Source organism: Kribbella shirazensis (genome assembly GCF_011761605.1).
GTDB lineage: Bacteria > Actinomycetota > Actinomycetes > Propionibacteriales > Kribbellaceae > Kribbella > Kribbella shirazensis.
In genome coordinates, this window is the sequence record NZ_JAASRO010000001.1 from 3866434 (window position 1) to 3880501 (window position 14068).

Here is a 14068-nt window from a genome sequence, read left to right on the forward strand (position 1 = left end):
ACCGGACACGGAAGGAACCGCCCCATGCGGAAGACCGCCCTGATACCCGCACTCCTGGCCGTCGGCGCGCTCGCGCTGACCGCCCTCCCGAGCGACGCGGCCGAACCACCAACTCTCGCAGGCGCGTTCAGCGCAGCCGCGGCGAAGTACGACGTGCCGCGTGAGGTGCTGGTCGGTGTCGCGTACGCCGAGACGCACCTCGACGACCACGACGGCGAGCCGAGCCAGGCGAACGGCTACGGCGTCATGCACCTCGCGAGCAACAACGTGAACAAGACGCTGTCCGAGGCGAGCAGGCTCACCGGTCTCCCGGTCGCCGAGCTCTCCAAGGACAACGCGTCGAACGTCCTCGGCGCCGCGGCGGTGCTCGACGCGTACGCCGACCAGGCGCGCCTGAGCGACAGGAGCGACCTCGGCAAGTGGTACGGCGTGATCGCGAAGTACTCGCACTCCGCCGACGCGCCGACCGCCCGGCTCTACACCGACGAGGTCTACCGCATCATCGGCAAGGGTGTGAACGCCGAAGGTGTGACCACGCAGCCGCAGCGAGTCGTTCCGGATCGCGGCGCCTATGCGAAGACCGCACCGCTCGGCACCGCCGCTGTCGACTACCCGGGCGCGATCTGGAACCCGGCCAGCACCAGCAACTACCGCGTCGGCCGGACCGCGGCGATCAGCACGATCGTCGTCCACGTGACCCAGGGCTCGTACGCCGGCACGATCAGCTGGTTCAAGAACCCGTCCGCCCAGGTCAGCGCGCACTACGTGATCCGCTCCAGCGACGGCGAGGTGACCCAGATGGTGGCCGAGAAGGACACCGCCTGGCACGTCCGCACCGAGAACCCGTACACGATCGGCATCGAGCACGAGGGGTTCGTCGACCAGCCGTCCTGGTTCACCGACGCGATGTACCGCTCCTCGGCCGCGCTCACCCGCAACATCGCCGACCGGCGGGGCATCCCGAAGGACCGGGCCCACATCAAGGCCCACAGCGAGATGCCGAACAACGACCACACCGACCCGGGCCCGAACTGGAACTGGGACTACTACATGCAGTTGGTGAACGGCGGCGAGCCGAACCCGCCGGAGTACAACTTCACCACCTGGGGCAGCGGCGTGAACGTCCGCTCCGCGCCGAAGCTGTCCGCGTCGGTCGTCACCACCCTGCCCGGCCCGACCCGTGTCTTCGTCGAGTGCCAGGTCCAGGGCGACACCGTGACCGCCGGCGGCTACACCAACAACTGGTGGGCGAAGCTGCGCGACCAGAAGGGCTACATGACCAACATCTACATCGACGACCCGAACCCCAAGCTCCCCGGCGTCCCGGAGTGCTGAACGACTAGGAGCCGCCCGGCCGCAGGCTAGGAGCCCGCGGCCGGGCCGCCCCGGAAGACCGAAGTCACTCGCTCTGTGAACTTGACGCGCCTGACAACGTAGGCCACTCTCAGATCTGAGAGCGCTCTCATCCACCGAACCGCCCCTAGGTGAGGAGAGTTCAGATGAAGGTCCTACTGGCCGCCGTACTCACGGCGGCTGTCCTGACGGTGCCCGCGCAGGCCCTGGCCGCGCCAGATCCACTGGCTGTCCCCGATCAGTCGGCCGCCATGCAACGTGACTTCGGTCTGACCGAGCCGCAGATGCAGGAACGCCTCGAGGCCGAGACCTCGGCCGCCAAGTTGTTGCCCGCGGCTCAGAAAGCGGCCGGCGCCGCGTTCGGTGGAGCCTGGTACGACGCCTCCACGCAGAAGCTCGTCGTCGGCCTGGCCGGCACCGTGGGACAGGAGCGCGCGGCCGCCGTACGGGCCACGGGTGCACAGGTGGCCGCAGTACCGGTGCCGGCGAGGCAACTCGACCAGCGCAAGGCTGCTGTCGACAAGCTGGCCGGCAAGGCCGTACCGGCGGTCGTCAGCGGCTGGGCGGCCGACCCGCGCAGCGGCAGCGTGGTGATCAACGTCCAAGCAGGCAAGCGTTCGGCCGCCGTCGATGCGTTCGTCGCCAAGGTCGCGCAGGCCGGGGCGGTCACGGTCAAGGAGGTCGCGGCGCAGGCGCCACGTACGTTCGCCGCCGGCACCGTCGGAGGTGACCCGTACTACGTCAGCAACATCCGCTGCTCGATCGGCTTCTCGGTACACGGCGGCTACGTCACTGCCGGACACTGCGGCCGCAGCGGCATCGTGCGCGGCTGGGACGGCTCGGACCAGGGCTCGTTCCGCGGCTGGTCCTTCCCGGGCAACGACTACGGCTGGGTGGCCACCGGGTACGGCTGGTGGACGGTGCCTGTCGTCCTGGGCTGGGGACAGACCAGCGACCGGCTCGTCCGAGGCTCCTGGGAGGCACCGATCGGGTCCTCGGTGTGTCGCAGCGGTTCTACGACGCACTGGCACTGCGGCACGATCCTCGCCAAGAACGAGACGGTGAACTACGGCAACGGCCAGCTGTTCTACGGCGCGACCAAGACCAGTGTCTGTGCCGAGGGTGGCGACTCCGGCGGCTCGTTCATCACCGGTGACCAGGCGCAGGGCGTGACATCCGGCGGCTGGGGCAACTGCAGCAGTGGCGGCGAGACCTGGTTCCAGCCGGTCAACGAGATCCTGCAGGCCTACAACCTGACTCTGCACACGGCCTAGCGAACTGTGGGATCCCCTTGTGCGCAAGGGGATCCCACAGCATCAGCAGAGTGGTACCCCGGGCAGTTGCGCGTTCGGATCGTCGATGTAGATGTTGCTGATGAAGCCGTTCTGGTCGCGCAGCTTGGACCACCAGTTGTTGGTGTACCCCTCGGCGTTCACGGTGTCGCCCTGCTTCTGGCAGAGCACCCACACCGAGGTCGGTCCGGGCAGCGTGGTCACGACCGGCGCACTGAGGCGTGCGTCGGCACGCACGTTCACGCCGGAGCCCCAGGTCATGTAGTTCTTGCCGGGACCGGAGCAGCCGTTGTCACTGGTCAGGAAGTAGGAGCCGTACGAGCCCGGGTAGGCGAGTGCGGACCCGTTGATGACGATGTTCTGACCGACGCCGTTGAGCAGTTGCTCGTAGTGGATGTGCGGGCCTGAGGAGTTCCCGGTACTGCCGGTGGTCCCGATCTGCTGGCCCTGTGCGACCTGCTGGCCGTTGGCAACGGAGTAGGCGGCCAGGTGGAAGTAGTAGGTCTTCCAGCCGCCGCCGTGCTCGATGGCGATGTAGTTGCCCGCACCGCTCGGCTGCGAGAAGCGGTACGCCGTACCGGCCGCGGAGGCGAGCACCGGCGTACCGTTCGTCGTCCCGCCGTCGGCGCGGATGAAGTCGAGTGCGCGGCGGACCTCAGCGGAGTGGTGGCTGTAGGTCCAGCGTTGGCCACACGGGAACGGGGCCTTGAAGTTCGGCGCGGCCTGCGCCTGCGTCGGCACCGCCACGAGGGTGGCGGCGCCGAGCAGGAGCGAGGCGAGTACTGCGAGAATCCTTCTGGGCGGCATGCTGCTCAGTGTCAGTCGTCAAGCAGCAACCTTCAACGGTTTGCGTCTGTAGTTAATTGTCAGGCGGACTCGTCCGCCACCGACTCCAGCGTCGGCTTCTCGTCGTCCTTCTTGGTGGCGAGCGAGTCGATCAGCTGCTTGGCCAGCGCGAAGCCGGAGCCACCCATGGTGATGGTCTTCACCAGGGTGTCCTCGATGCCCTGCGCGCCGTTCAGCACGACCATGTTGCCGACCTTCTCGAACGAGCTCGCCGCCGCGGCGACGATCTCCGGGTAGGCCTCGGCCAGCTGCTGCGCGACGACCGCGTCGGTGTTGGTGGCCAGCGCCTCGGCACGGGCCTTGATACCGGCCGCCTCGGCCATCGCCTTCGCCTGGACTGCGGCGGCCTCGGCCTTACCGGTCAGCTCGGTCGCCTTCGCCTGCGCCTCACCACGGAGGGCCACCTCCCGGGCCTGCGCCTCGGCGGCCGCGATCTGCGCGTCGCGTGCGGCCTGGGCCAGCGTGCGCTGCTTGTACGCCTCGGCGTCGGCCGGCTTCAGCACCGTCGACTCCAGCTGCTTCTCGGCCAGCGACGCGTTCAGCTTCGCGGTCTCGGTCTCGGCGACGACGACCTCCTGCCGGGCCAGCGCCTCGGCCAGCGGACCGGACTGCGACGCCTTCGACTTGGCCTGGTCGACCTCGGCCTGGTAACCGGCCTGCGCGATCGAGCTCTCCCGGACGGCGGCAGCCTTCTTCGCCGCGGCGGCCTGCTCGCGCTCGGTCGCCTCGCGGTCCCGCTCGGCCTGCGCGATCCGGGCCGCGGCCTCGACGGCGGCGGCCTGCGGCCGGCCGAGGTTCTTGATGTAGCCGGACTCGTCGTCGATCTCCTGGATCTGGAGCGAGTCGACGACCAGGCCCAGCTTCTCCATGTCGCCGGCCAGCGAGCCGCGGATGTTCGTGGTCAGCGTCTCCCGGTCGTGCAGCATCTCCTCGACCGTGGTGGAGCCGACGATCGCCCGCAGGTGACCCGCGAACAGCTCGTGGATCGTGCTCATCACCTGCTCGTCGCTCTGCTCCAGGAACCGGCGGGCGGCGTTCGCGATCGAGCCGTAGTCGTCACCGACCTTGTACGCCGTGACGCCCTTGATGTGCAGCGGGATGCCCTGGCTGGACACGCACGTGACGGTCAGCGGCGTGGCGCGGATGTCCAGCGGCAACCGCCGTACCGTCTGGAATCCGGGCAGCACCGCGGTGCCGCGGCCGACCACGATCTTGAAGCCGAGAGTCTCGTTGACCTGCTCCGAGCTCGAATGCGCGCCGAGGCCGGAGATGATCAGCGCCTCGTTCGGCTCGGCCACCCGCCAGACCATCCGGAACAGGATGAGAAGGACGACCACCGCCACCGCGGCGATGATCAGGTACGTCCAGAGCATTTCCCCTCCAGGGAACTAAGTTAAAGAGCGCGCGCGACGTAGACGGTGCGGGGCGGGTCGAACTCGACCACGACGATCTGCGTCCCCACCTCGAGTACCTCGTCGGTCGCCGGGTAAGCGTAGAAGGCCTCGGTGGCACCTCGGACCGGCAGCATCACCTCACCGACGATCCCCGGTGCGATCCGGCCGATCACCCGCCCCCGCTTGCCAACCATGTTGCCCCTCCGACGCACTTCCGCCTGCTGCAGTTCCCCCGAAGCTTAGGGCACGCCTTCCCGCACCACGGCCGGACGTTCGGTCGCACCTTGTGGTCGGCGGCTCACGAGCGCATGGTGGTGCTGTCGGAACGCACGGCCTGGGGGATTGGGGAGGGGCCATGGCCGAAGACGTGCAGGTCGAGGTGGTCGAGGCGGGGGCGGACGACGGGCGGCTCGAAGTGCTGGCGCTGCTGCTGCGGCAGGAGCTGCTGATGCTCGACGTGAACGCGGTCGAGCCGTACCAGGAGGGCGTCGCGCCGGAAGGGTCGAAGGGCGGGCTGGCCGCGGTCGCGGGCCTGCTGGGTGTTTCGCTGGCGCCGGGACTGCAGGCGCTCGGCTCGGTCATCGTGGTGATCCGGGAGTGGCTGCGCCGGTCGTCGTCCGGGCGGACGGTGAAGATCACCATCGACGGCGACGTGCTCGAGCTGAGCGGCGCCACCGGCGAGGTCCAGCAGCAACTGGTCGACGCCTTCGTACGACGGCATGCCGGAGCGGACGTGTGAGATGGACGCCAAGCGTCTCGCGCTCGTCGTCGCGAACGACCAGTACGACGACCCCGGCCTGAGGCAACTCCTCGCGCCGGCGCACGACGCCGCCGCGCTGGCCGAGGTACTGGCGGACCCGGCCGTCGGCGGATTCGACGTGCAGGTACTGCGGAACGCGTCGGCGCAGGAGATCCGCTTCGGGGTCGAGGACTTCTTCGCGGACCGCGGGCCCGAGGACCTGTTGTTGCTGCATTTCTCCTGTCACGGCTTGAAGAACGCGGCGGGGGAACTGTTCCTGGCGGTCGCCGACACGAGACCGACCCGGCTCGCGTCGACTGCCGTCGCGGCCGACTTCGTGAACCGGCAGATGGCGGACAGCCGGGCGCAGCGGATCGCCCTGTTCCTGGACTGCTGCTACGGCGGCGCGTTTCCCCGCGGAATGGTGGTCCGGGCAGCCGGTGAGGCACAGGTCCGGGACGCGTTCGCGGGCCAGGCCGACGTCGGCGGCGGTCGTGGCCGGGTGGTGATCACGGCGTCGAGTGCGATGGAGTACGCCTTCGAGGGCGGCCGGCTGGCGACCGATGCGACACCGGCGCCTTCGGTCTTCACCGGTGCGGTGGTCGACGGGCTGACCACCGGGGAGGCGGACCGGGACGGCGACGGGTGGGTCGGCCTGACGGAGCTGGTCGGGTACGTGACCGATCGCGTGCGCCGGGTGACACCGAACCAGAACCCGCAGATGTGGACCTTCGGATCGCAGGGCGAGCTGCTGATCGCTCGGAGCCGGGTACGGCGCATCACGCCGACACCCCTTGCTCCGGAGCTCACCCAGGCGATGGAGAGTCCGTTGCCGGCGGCAAGGTTCGGGGTCGTCGACTACCTCCGGGAACGCTTGTCCGGTGACGACCTCGGTCAGGCGTACGCGGCATGGCGTGCCCTGCAGGCGATGGTCGGCGACGACAGCCGCAAGGTTTCCGAAGCCGCTCAGGACGCAGTCGCTCGCGCCGCGCTCCGGATCAGTCCACCCGGCGTCGTCGAGCTCGTCGGCACCAGCACTGCGGAGCTCCAGCTCGCCGGTCCGCCGCTCGCCCTCACGGCAGCAGCGTCCTCCGACGTGGACTGGCTCAAGGTAGAGCAGGACGGCCGGACCATCCGCCTCCGCGCGGTGGAGTCGCCACCTGGCGTCCACGAGACGGAGGTTCAGATCACCGGCCCGATCGGCGACCACAACATTCCGGTCCGCCTCACGGTCGCAGCGCCTCGGCCGGCCGAGCCTCGACCTACACCACAGCCAGCAGCACGCCCAGCACCACAGCCAGTAGCACAGCCCGCGCCGCAGCCGGTGCAGGAACCTGCGCCACAGCCACAGGCCGCACCACCCGTCAGTCCAGCACCTGTCTTCGTGACCACCATTCCGCCCAAGAGCGCTACGCCGCCGCCCGAAGCTCCGCCCTGGTGGCTGCTCGCAGTGCTGCTCCTCGGCGGCATCCTCCTGATCGCCCTCAACTGGCCAGGAGCACCGCAGTCCCACAAGCTCTGGTACGACTCCAACACCGACTGGCTGGTGTATCGCAGCTGGGGCGACCCCATGATCCTCTCGTCCCTCGGCGTCCTGATCGCAGCTCTGGTGGCCCGATCCGCCGGTCCGATCGCACTCGGCATCGCGACCGGCTGCGCGGCAGCTGTCCTGGAAACAGGCATCCTGGTCCTGGGCGGCGGCATCTACTACGACGGGGCCAATAGATGGGCCGGCGCCACCACAGTCGCCGCCGGTCTGCTCGTAGTACTGCTCATCGCTCTGCGCCCGTGGAAACCAGCTCTGTCGCCGGTGCATCCAGTACCGGCGGTGTTGGTCGTTGCCGGTGGCCTGCTGTTGCTCGCAAGCCAGCTGGTCACGGACTCTGACGACATCGCGTTCGTCGACGTCACCCCACTGGCGATCCTCGGGCCTCTGGTGACGGTAGCGCTCGGCTGGCTGGCGACAGCAGGGCCGGCGCCGCTGTGGGTCCGTGCGGCCGCTACGACGTACGCGATCATCAGCACTGTGGCCTACGTGCCCGCGCTGACCGAGGGCGACGCACCGGCCGTGTTCGTGACTGCACTGGCCGGCAACGCACTGGTCGTTGCCGGTGTGCTCAGCCGCGGACTGCGCCCTCCGTCGCGCCCTTGATGAACTGTCGGGCGAACACCGCGAAGACGATCACCAGCGGGATCATCGCGAGCAACGCGCCGGTCATCACCATGCTGTAGTCGACTCCGTGCGCACGGTTGAGCGTCGACAGCGCGACCTGCAGCGTCACGTGATCGGGGTCGGTCAGCACGATCAGCGGCCACATGTAGTCGTTCCACGAACCCACGAACGTGAAGATGCCCAGGAACGCCAGCGCCGGCCGCGCCGACGGCAGCGCGACGTGCCAATACGTCCCGAAGAAGCCGCAGCCGTCGAGGGTCGCGGCCTCGACCAGCTCGTCGTGGATCGAGTTCCGGAAGTACTGCCGCATCCAGAAGATGCCGAACGCGTTCGCCGCACCCGGGATGATCAGCGCCTTGAGCGAGCCGACCCAGCCGAGGATCGCCATCGTCTGGAACTGCGGTACGGCGGCCAGTTGCGCCGGCAGCAGCATCGTCGCCAGCAGGATCACGAACAAAGCGTTCCGCCCGGGGAACCGGAACTTGGCGAACGTGAACGCGGCCAGCGAGTCGAAGAACAGCACCAGCAGCGTGGTCGACACCGCGACGATCGCGGTGTTCGCCATCGACTGGAAGAACGCGACGTTGTCGAGCACGTGCCGGACGTTGTCGCCGAAGTGCCCGCCGAACGTGAACTTGGGCGGGAACCGGTAGATGTCCGCGGTCGTGTTCGACGCCATCACGATCGTCCACACGAACGGGAACAGGAACACCAGCAGCGCGAGCACGAGCGCCGCGTGCAGCGCGAGCCCGCGCAGCCTGGAGCGGGTCATCGGTTCTCACCCCGTTCGCGGAAGATCCGCCAGTTGATGGCCGTGAACAACAGCACGAGCGCGAAGATGCTGAGCGCGATCGCAGCGGCGTACCCGTAGTCGTTGTCGAGGAACGCGGCCCGGTAGAAGAACAGCACCACGGTCATCCCGCTCTGCCCGGTGCCGCCGCTGTTGCCGACCATCACCTGCGGCTCGGTGAACGTCTGCAGCCCGCCGATCGTGGACATGACGACGGTGAACAGTACGACGGGACGCAGCTGCGGCAACGTGATCGAGAAGAACGTTCGGACCGCCCCCGCCCCGTCCACCTTGGCGGCCTCGTACTGCTCCTTCGGGATCGCCTGCAGGCCGGCCAGGTAGATCAGCGTGTTGTACCCGACCCACTGCCACACGATCATCGTCGAGATCGCGATCTTGATGCCCCACGGCTGCCCGAGCCAGTCCTGCTGAGGGATGCCGAGCGAGCGCAGCGCGGCGTTCACCAGACCGAAGTTCGTGCTGAAGATCGAGCTGAAGAAGATCGCCATCGCGACCAGCGACGTGACGTTCGGGATGAAGTACGCGATCCGGTAGACGTTGGTGAACCGGACCGCGGACTGCAGCATCACGGCGAGGACCAGCGCCAGCACCAGCGTCGGGACCGTCGACATCAGGAACAGGACGACGGTGTTCTCCAGCGCCTGCCAGAACGTCGGGTCCTTGATCAGGAACGCGAAGTTGTCCAGCCCGGTGAACCTGCGCGCGCTCAGCCCGTCCCAGCGCTGGAACGCCAGCACGATCGTGGACAGCATCGGGTACAGCCCGAACACCGCGAACAGGACGTAGAACGGCGACAACGCCAGATAGAACCGCCAGTACGACCAGATCCGCTTCCGGCCGGCCGTCGCCGTCAAAACAGGGCTGGCTACCGTCGCCGTAGCAGTCACTGCACCCCCTGCCGCTTGGCGATCGCCTTCGCCTTGGACACGGCGGCCGACCAGGCGGCGTCCGAGGTCTTGGCGCCGGACTGCACGGTCTTCAGCTCGTCGTGGAACGGCGCGGCGACCGAGTCGTCGTACGGGCTCTGGTACGCGACCGGGATCGCCTTCGCGGCCGGTCCGAAGACGTCGATCGGGACCTGCCCGCCGAAGAACTTGTCCGCGGCCTTGAGCTGAGGCTTGTCGTACGCCGCCGGCGTCGACGGGAAGATCTGGGCGTCGGCGAACGCCTTCGCCTCGTTGTCGGGGCTGAGCATGTACTTGATCACGTCGAACGCCTTCTGCGGATCGGCAGCGTTCTTGGTGATCGCGAGGAACGAGCCGCCGAAGTTCGCCGGGCCGCTCGGTGTCGGCGCCAGCCGCCACTTACCGGCGCCGGTCTTCACCGCGGACTTGATGTCCAGGGCAACCCACGCGGCGCCGATGTGCGCGGGCACCGTGCCCTGGTCGAGGCCCGCGTTCCAGTCCGGGCTGCCGCTCGGCGTCTTGCCGTCGATCTTCAGCGTCATCGCCTTCACCGAGGTGTCCCAGGCCTTGCGGATGTGGTCCTGGTCGCCGATGAACTTGTTGTCCTGGGAGATGTACCGCTCGGTGCCCTGGCCGACGACCATGTCGTAGAGGTCGGTCGCGTCCCAGACCAGCAACGCCTTCGGGTTCTTCGCCTTCAGTTGGACCCCGGCCTCGAAGAAGGCGTCCCAGGTCTTCAACTGCTCCGCCACCGCGGCCGGGTCGCTCGGCAGACCGGCCGCCGCGAAGACGTCCTCCCGGTAGTACAGCGCTGTCGGGCCGACGTCGATCGGCAGGCCGATCACCTTGCCGTCGAGTGTTGTCGCCTGCTTGACCTTCCACTCCAGGTAGTCGCCGAGGACTGCGTCCGCGCCGACGGTCTTCAGGTCGACGAACCGATCCGCCTGGGGCAGCAGTGACGCGATGTCCTCGCCCTTGAGACCGGTGATGTCCGGGATCGACGTACCGCCGTTGAACGTGGTGACCAGCTTCTGCTTGAAGTCGCCGCCGATCTCGGAGTACTTGATCTTCGGGTCCGGGAAGTGCGCGATCGTGTCGTCGAGCACCGACTTGCCCAGGCCGCCCGGCCAGCACCACATCGTCAGCTCGGTGGCGGCGTTCTTCTTGGTCGTCGTACCGGCGTCCATTCCGGACGAGCAGCCGACGAGTGCGCCACCAGCCATAGTTCCGGCGACGGCCGCGAAGCCCCCGAGCAGTGTCCGACGTGAGAGCTCCATGGTTCTACCTTCCTGAGTGTGCGCTGATCAGCGCCTGGAGGTGGTGGTCTTCCGGATGCGCGGCCTGCCAGGCCGCGAGGTCGGCCCAGCGCGGTGCGGCGTCCGCACCGCCGAGCCGGGTGACGGAGAGCGCCGCGGTGAGTGCGGCGAACCGCACCCGCTGCGCCAGCGGCAGCTCCCAGAGCGTGGCGGCGATGAAGCCGGCGGCGAACACGTCACCCGCCCCGGTGGTGTCCGCCGCCGGGACCTGATACGCAGGTACGGTGACCTGCTCGCCGGTACTCGCGTCGAGAGCAGTGGCGCCCGCTGCGCCGTTGGACACGACCACGAGCGGCACCCGCTCAGCCAGCCGGTGCATCGCCTGCTCCGGTGAGTCCGTCCGCGTGTAATGCATGGCCTCATCGGCGTTCGGCAGGAACACGTCGCAGTGCTGGAGCTGGTCGAGCACTTCCGGGTCCCACTGCTCGCTCGGGTCCCAGCCGACGTCGGCGAACACCACGCTGCCGGCCGCCTTCGCTTTCGCCAGCCACTCGTTCGGCCAGGGACCGATGTGGGCGGCGACGGCTCGAGCGGCCGGCGGCGTGGTGATCAGCTCGTCGGCCGACAGCGGGGGAGGGGTGCCCCGGGTGACCAGCGCCCGGTCTCCTGCGTAGGCAAGGGCCACCGTCAATGGGGTCTGCCAGCCGGCGAGTCTTCGGGAGAGTGTCAGATCGATCCCTTCGGCGGTGAGGTACGCCCGGACCCGGTCGCCTCCGGCGTCCGCGCCGAACGCGGCCGCCATACCGGTGCGCAGGCCGAGCCGGGCGAGCGCGACGGCGAAGTTCGCGATGCCGCCTGGGCTCTCGTGCGACTCGGTGGCCCAGACCTCGGTGCCCGGCCGCGGTGCCGCGGGCAGGCCGAGGACCAGGTCCTCGAAGACCAGACCGGACACGACGACATCGAGGGCGGCACCGTCCAGCTCGGGCATCTGAAGCCACACTCCTGCAGGGTCGATCAAACTCGTGCATGAATCTTGAAACTCTTGCTCAGGATCCGCAATACCTGATCACGAATTTGACTGAAAGTGACGGAGTTTGCGTGATACGGTCTGTCTGTGTTGCCGAAGCAGCGTCAGGATCAGATCGTCCGCGCACTCCGGGCCGACGGCGCCGGGGGCGTCAAAGTGCTGGCCGAGAAGCTCGGCGTCAGCGAGGCCACCATCCGGCGCGACCTCGAGCAGTTGCACGCCGAGGGTCGCCTGACCCGCGTGTACGGCGGGGCGCTCGCGGTGGACGGCGGTGACGAGCCGTTCGCCGACGTCAACGCCGTGCACGCCGAGGAGAAGGACCGGATCGCGCGGCGTGCCGCCGACCTGGTGGCCGACGGCGAGTCGGTGCTGCTGGACATCGGTACGACGGCACTCCGGGTCGCTCAGCACCTGCACGGCCGGTCGTTGACCGTGGTGACCAGCAACCTCGCCGTACTGGAGGAGCTGCAGAACGACGAGCAGATCGAGCTGATCGTGCTGGGCGGGTTCGTGCGGCGCAGCTACCGGTCGCTGGTCGGATACCTGACCGAGGAGAGTCTGCGGCAGATCCACGTCGACTGGCTGTTCCTGGGCACCAGTGGCGTCCGGCCCGACGGCCGGGTGATGGACAGCACGATGATCGAGGTGCCGGTGAAGCGGGCGATGATCAAGGCCGCCGACCGTGTGGTCCTGCTCGCCGACCGCACCAAGTTCCCCGGCCACGGCGTGGCCCGGGTGTGCGAGCCGGGAGAGCTCGCCATGGTCGTCACCGAACCCGGCGCCGACGAGACGACCCGCGCCCAACTGACCGAAGCAGGAGTCGAGGTGGTCCTCGCGTGAAGCTGACGATCCTGGGCGGGGGCGGCTTCCGGGTTCCGCTGGTGTACCACGCGCTGCTCGGTGACCGCGGGTCCGGGCGGATCACGTCGGTCGTCCTGTACGACGCCGACCCGTCGCGGCTGTCCGCCGTCGCCGCAGTCCTCCGCCAGCAGGCGGCCGCGGCGCTCGATCCGCCGGTCGTGACCGCGACCACGGATCTCGACGACGCCCTGCGGGGCGCTGACTTCGTCTTCTCGGCGATCCGGGTCGGTGGCCTCGAGGGACGGACCGTGGACGAGCGGGTCGCCCTGGACCTCGGTGTCCTGGGGCAGGAAACGGTCGGCGCCGGCGGGATCGCCTACGGGCTGCGGACGCTCCCGGTCGCGGTGCAGATCGCCCAGCGGATCGCGGCGGTCGCGCCGGATGCCTGGACCATCAACTTCACCAACCCGGCCGGCATGGTCACCGAGGCGATGATTCCGTACCTGGGTGACCGCGTGATCGGCATCTGCGACTCACCTTCCGGTCTGGGTCGCCGGGCCGCGGCGGCGCTGGGCGTGGACCCGTCTACCGCGTTCTACGACTACGCCGGGCTGAACCACCTCGGCTGGCTCCGCGGCCTGCGATCCGAAGGAGTAGACCGCCTGCCGGACCTCCTGCAGTCCGCCGACGCGTTGACCTCCTTCGAGGAGGGCCGGCTGTTCGGTGCGGACTGGTTGCGCTCGCTCGGGGCGATTCCGAACGAGTACCTGCACTACTACTACTTCGCGCGCGAGACGCTGGCCGCCGTACAGGGGGTTCGGCAGACGCGTGGAGCGTTCCTGCTGGAGCAGCAGGCCGCGTTCTACGCCGAGACCGGTGAACACCCGGAGCAGGCGCTCGAGCTGTGGCAGAAGACGCGGGCCGAACGCGAGGCAACGTACATGGTGGAGAGTCGTGAGGTCGCGGACGCGGGGGAGCGGGACGAGCGCGACATGGCGGCCGGCGGGTACGAGCAGGTCGCGCTGTCGCTGATGCGGGCCATCGCGCACAACGAGCGGGCGTCCTTGATCCTCAACGTCCGGAACCGCGGGACCCTGCGCCACCTGGACGACGACGCGGTCGTGGAGATCCCGTGCACCGTCGACGCGAACGGGGCGCTGCCGGTGACCGTGTCGCAGCTCACCGACCATCAGGCCGGACTGGTCTGCGCGGTGAAGGCCGTCGAACGGTCCACGATCGAGGCCGCCGGCGCCGGATCCCGCTCCGCGGCCCTGCGTGCCTTCGCCTGGCACCCCCTGGTCGACTCGGCGACCGTCGGCCGGCGTCTCCTCGACGCCTATGCTGATCACCTGCCCGGCCTCGCCCGTTTTCGCGCTTGACACCGGATTGGTCGATGTGCGGCCGGATCTGGCACAATGGCCTGCTGAGTCCGTCCAGGTTCCGTGCAGCCCTCTAACTCCACGTCCCGGCC

General features: G+C 68.8%; 13 protein-coding genes. 6 read left to right on the top strand and 7 right to left on the bottom strand.

The window, feature by feature from the left end; genetic code table 11:
- The first annotated feature begins 24 nt into the window (after positions 1-24).
- Together BJY22_RS18925 and BJY22_RS18930 are read left to right on the top strand one after the other, a co-directional pair.
- On the top strand, positions 25-1335 hold the full coding sequence (locus BJY22_RS18925; protein WP_167208563.1) for an N-acetylmuramoyl-L-alanine amidase: 1311 nt from the start codon (positions 25-27) through the stop codon (positions 1333-1335).
- A 164-nt stretch (positions 1336-1499) separates the two neighbouring features.
- Positions 1500-2627 carry a S1 family peptidase gene (locus tag BJY22_RS18930; RefSeq protein WP_167208565.1) on the top strand — a complete coding sequence of 376 codons (1128 nt, stop codon included), beginning with the start codon at positions 1500-1502 and terminating at the stop codon, positions 2625-2627.
- 42 nt (positions 2628-2669) lie between these two features.
- Here BJY22_RS18930 and BJY22_RS18935 read toward each other — a convergent pair whose 3' ends face one another.
- From BJY22_RS18935 to BJY22_RS18945, 3 genes are read right to left on the bottom strand one after another with little or no spacing between them, the layout of a single operon-like run.
- Positions 2670-3452 carry a peptidoglycan DD-metalloendopeptidase family protein gene (locus BJY22_RS18935; RefSeq protein ID WP_167208567.1) on the bottom strand — a complete coding sequence of 261 codons (783 nt, stop codon included), beginning with the start codon at positions 3450-3452 and terminating at the stop codon, positions 2670-2672.
- Between the two features lie 59 nt (positions 3453-3511).
- The gene (locus BJY22_RS18940; protein WP_167208569.1) at positions 3512-4864 is read right to left on the bottom strand and encodes a flotillin family protein; all 1353 of its coding nucleotides are present in this window, start codon (positions 4862-4864) and stop codon (positions 3512-3514) included.
- A gap of 20 nt (positions 4865-4884) precedes the next feature.
- Entirely contained in the window at positions 4885-5079 is a 195-nt protein-coding gene (locus BJY22_RS18945) for a hypothetical protein (protein ID WP_167208571.1), read from the bottom strand.
- 161 nt (positions 5080-5240) lie between these two features.
- Between BJY22_RS18945 and BJY22_RS18950 the strand changes: the two genes are divergently transcribed.
- Positions 5241-5624, top strand: a complete 384-nt coding sequence (locus tag BJY22_RS18950) for a hypothetical protein (protein WP_167208572.1) — start codon at positions 5241-5243, stop codon at positions 5622-5624.
- Between the two features lies 1 nt (position 5625).
- Entirely contained in the window at positions 5626-7776 is a 2151-nt protein-coding gene (locus tag BJY22_RS18955; protein WP_167208574.1) for a caspase, EACC1-associated type, read from the top strand.
- Here the strand turns inward: BJY22_RS18955 and BJY22_RS18960 are convergent.
- Genes BJY22_RS18960 through BJY22_RS18975 form a run of 4 tightly spaced genes read right to left on the bottom strand, consistent with a single transcriptional unit; the run spans position 7742 to position 11757 of the window.
- Positions 7742-8569 carry a carbohydrate ABC transporter permease gene (locus BJY22_RS18960; protein WP_167208576.1) on the bottom strand — a complete coding sequence of 276 codons (828 nt, stop codon included), beginning with the start codon at positions 8567-8569 and terminating at the stop codon, positions 7742-7744. The two genes, BJY22_RS18955 and BJY22_RS18960, sit on opposite strands and share 35 nt — an antisense overlap.
- Positions 8566-9462: a carbohydrate ABC transporter permease gene (locus BJY22_RS18965; protein WP_238350394.1), complete on the bottom strand. Its 897-nt coding sequence runs from the start codon at positions 9460-9462 to the stop codon at positions 8566-8568. The genes BJY22_RS18960 and BJY22_RS18965 overlap by 4 nt, the downstream gene beginning before the upstream one ends.
- 29 nt (positions 9463-9491) lie before the next feature.
- Positions 9492-10790, bottom strand: coding sequence for an ABC transporter substrate-binding protein (locus tag BJY22_RS18970; protein WP_167208580.1), 1299 nt, complete (start codon positions 10788-10790; stop codon positions 9492-9494).
- Between the two features lie 4 nt (positions 10791-10794).
- On the bottom strand, positions 10795-11757 hold the full coding sequence (locus BJY22_RS18975; RefSeq protein ID WP_167208582.1) for a carbohydrate kinase family protein: 963 nt from the start codon (positions 11755-11757) through the stop codon (positions 10795-10797).
- Between the two features lie 126 nt (positions 11758-11883).
- Between BJY22_RS18975 and BJY22_RS18980 the strand changes: the two genes are divergently transcribed.
- Both BJY22_RS18980 and BJY22_RS18985 read left to right on the top strand, forming a co-directional pair.
- Complete coding sequence (locus tag BJY22_RS18980) at positions 11884-12636, top strand: DeoR family transcriptional regulator (RefSeq protein WP_167208584.1); 753 nt, start codon at positions 11884-11886, stop codon at positions 12634-12636.
- On the top strand, positions 12633-13976 hold the full coding sequence (locus BJY22_RS18985) for a family 4 glycosyl hydrolase (RefSeq protein WP_167208586.1): 1344 nt from the start codon (positions 12633-12635) through the stop codon (positions 13974-13976). Before BJY22_RS18980 ends, BJY22_RS18985 begins: the two co-directional genes overlap by 4 nt.
- The last annotated feature ends 92 nt before the right edge of the window (positions 13977-14068 follow it).

Coding starts and splice junctions, on each gene's coding strand:
- BJY22_RS18930 (WP_167208565.1), top strand. CDS start 1,500: ATGAAGGTCCTACTGGCCGCCGTACTCACGGCGGCTGTCCTGACGGTG.
- BJY22_RS18925 (WP_167208563.1), top strand. CDS start 25: ATGCGGAAGACCGCCCTGATACCCGCACTCCTGGCCGTCGGCGCGCTC.
- BJY22_RS18960 (WP_167208576.1), bottom strand. CDS start 8,569: ATGACCCGCTCCAGGCTGCGCGGGCTCGCGCTGCACGCGGCGCTCGTG.
- BJY22_RS18955 (WP_167208574.1), top strand. CDS start 5,626: ATGGACGCCAAGCGTCTCGCGCTCGTCGTCGCGAACGACCAGTACGAC.
- BJY22_RS18975 (WP_167208582.1), bottom strand. CDS start 11,757: ATGCCCGAGCTGGACGGTGCCGCCCTCGATGTCGTCGTGTCCGGTCTG.
- BJY22_RS18940 (WP_167208569.1), bottom strand. CDS start 4,864: ATGCTCTGGACGTACCTGATCATCGCCGCGGTGGCGGTGGTCGTCCTT.
- BJY22_RS18945 (WP_167208571.1), bottom strand. CDS start 5,079: ATGGTTGGCAAGCGGGGGCGGGTGATCGGCCGGATCGCACCGGGGATC.
- BJY22_RS18950 (WP_167208572.1), top strand. CDS start 5,241: ATGGCCGAAGACGTGCAGGTCGAGGTGGTCGAGGCGGGGGCGGACGAC.
- BJY22_RS18935 (WP_167208567.1), bottom strand. CDS start 3,452: ATGCCGCCCAGAAGGATTCTCGCAGTACTCGCCTCGCTCCTGCTCGGC.
- BJY22_RS18970 (WP_167208580.1), bottom strand. CDS start 10,790: ATGGAGCTCTCACGTCGGACACTGCTCGGGGGCTTCGCGGCCGTCGCC.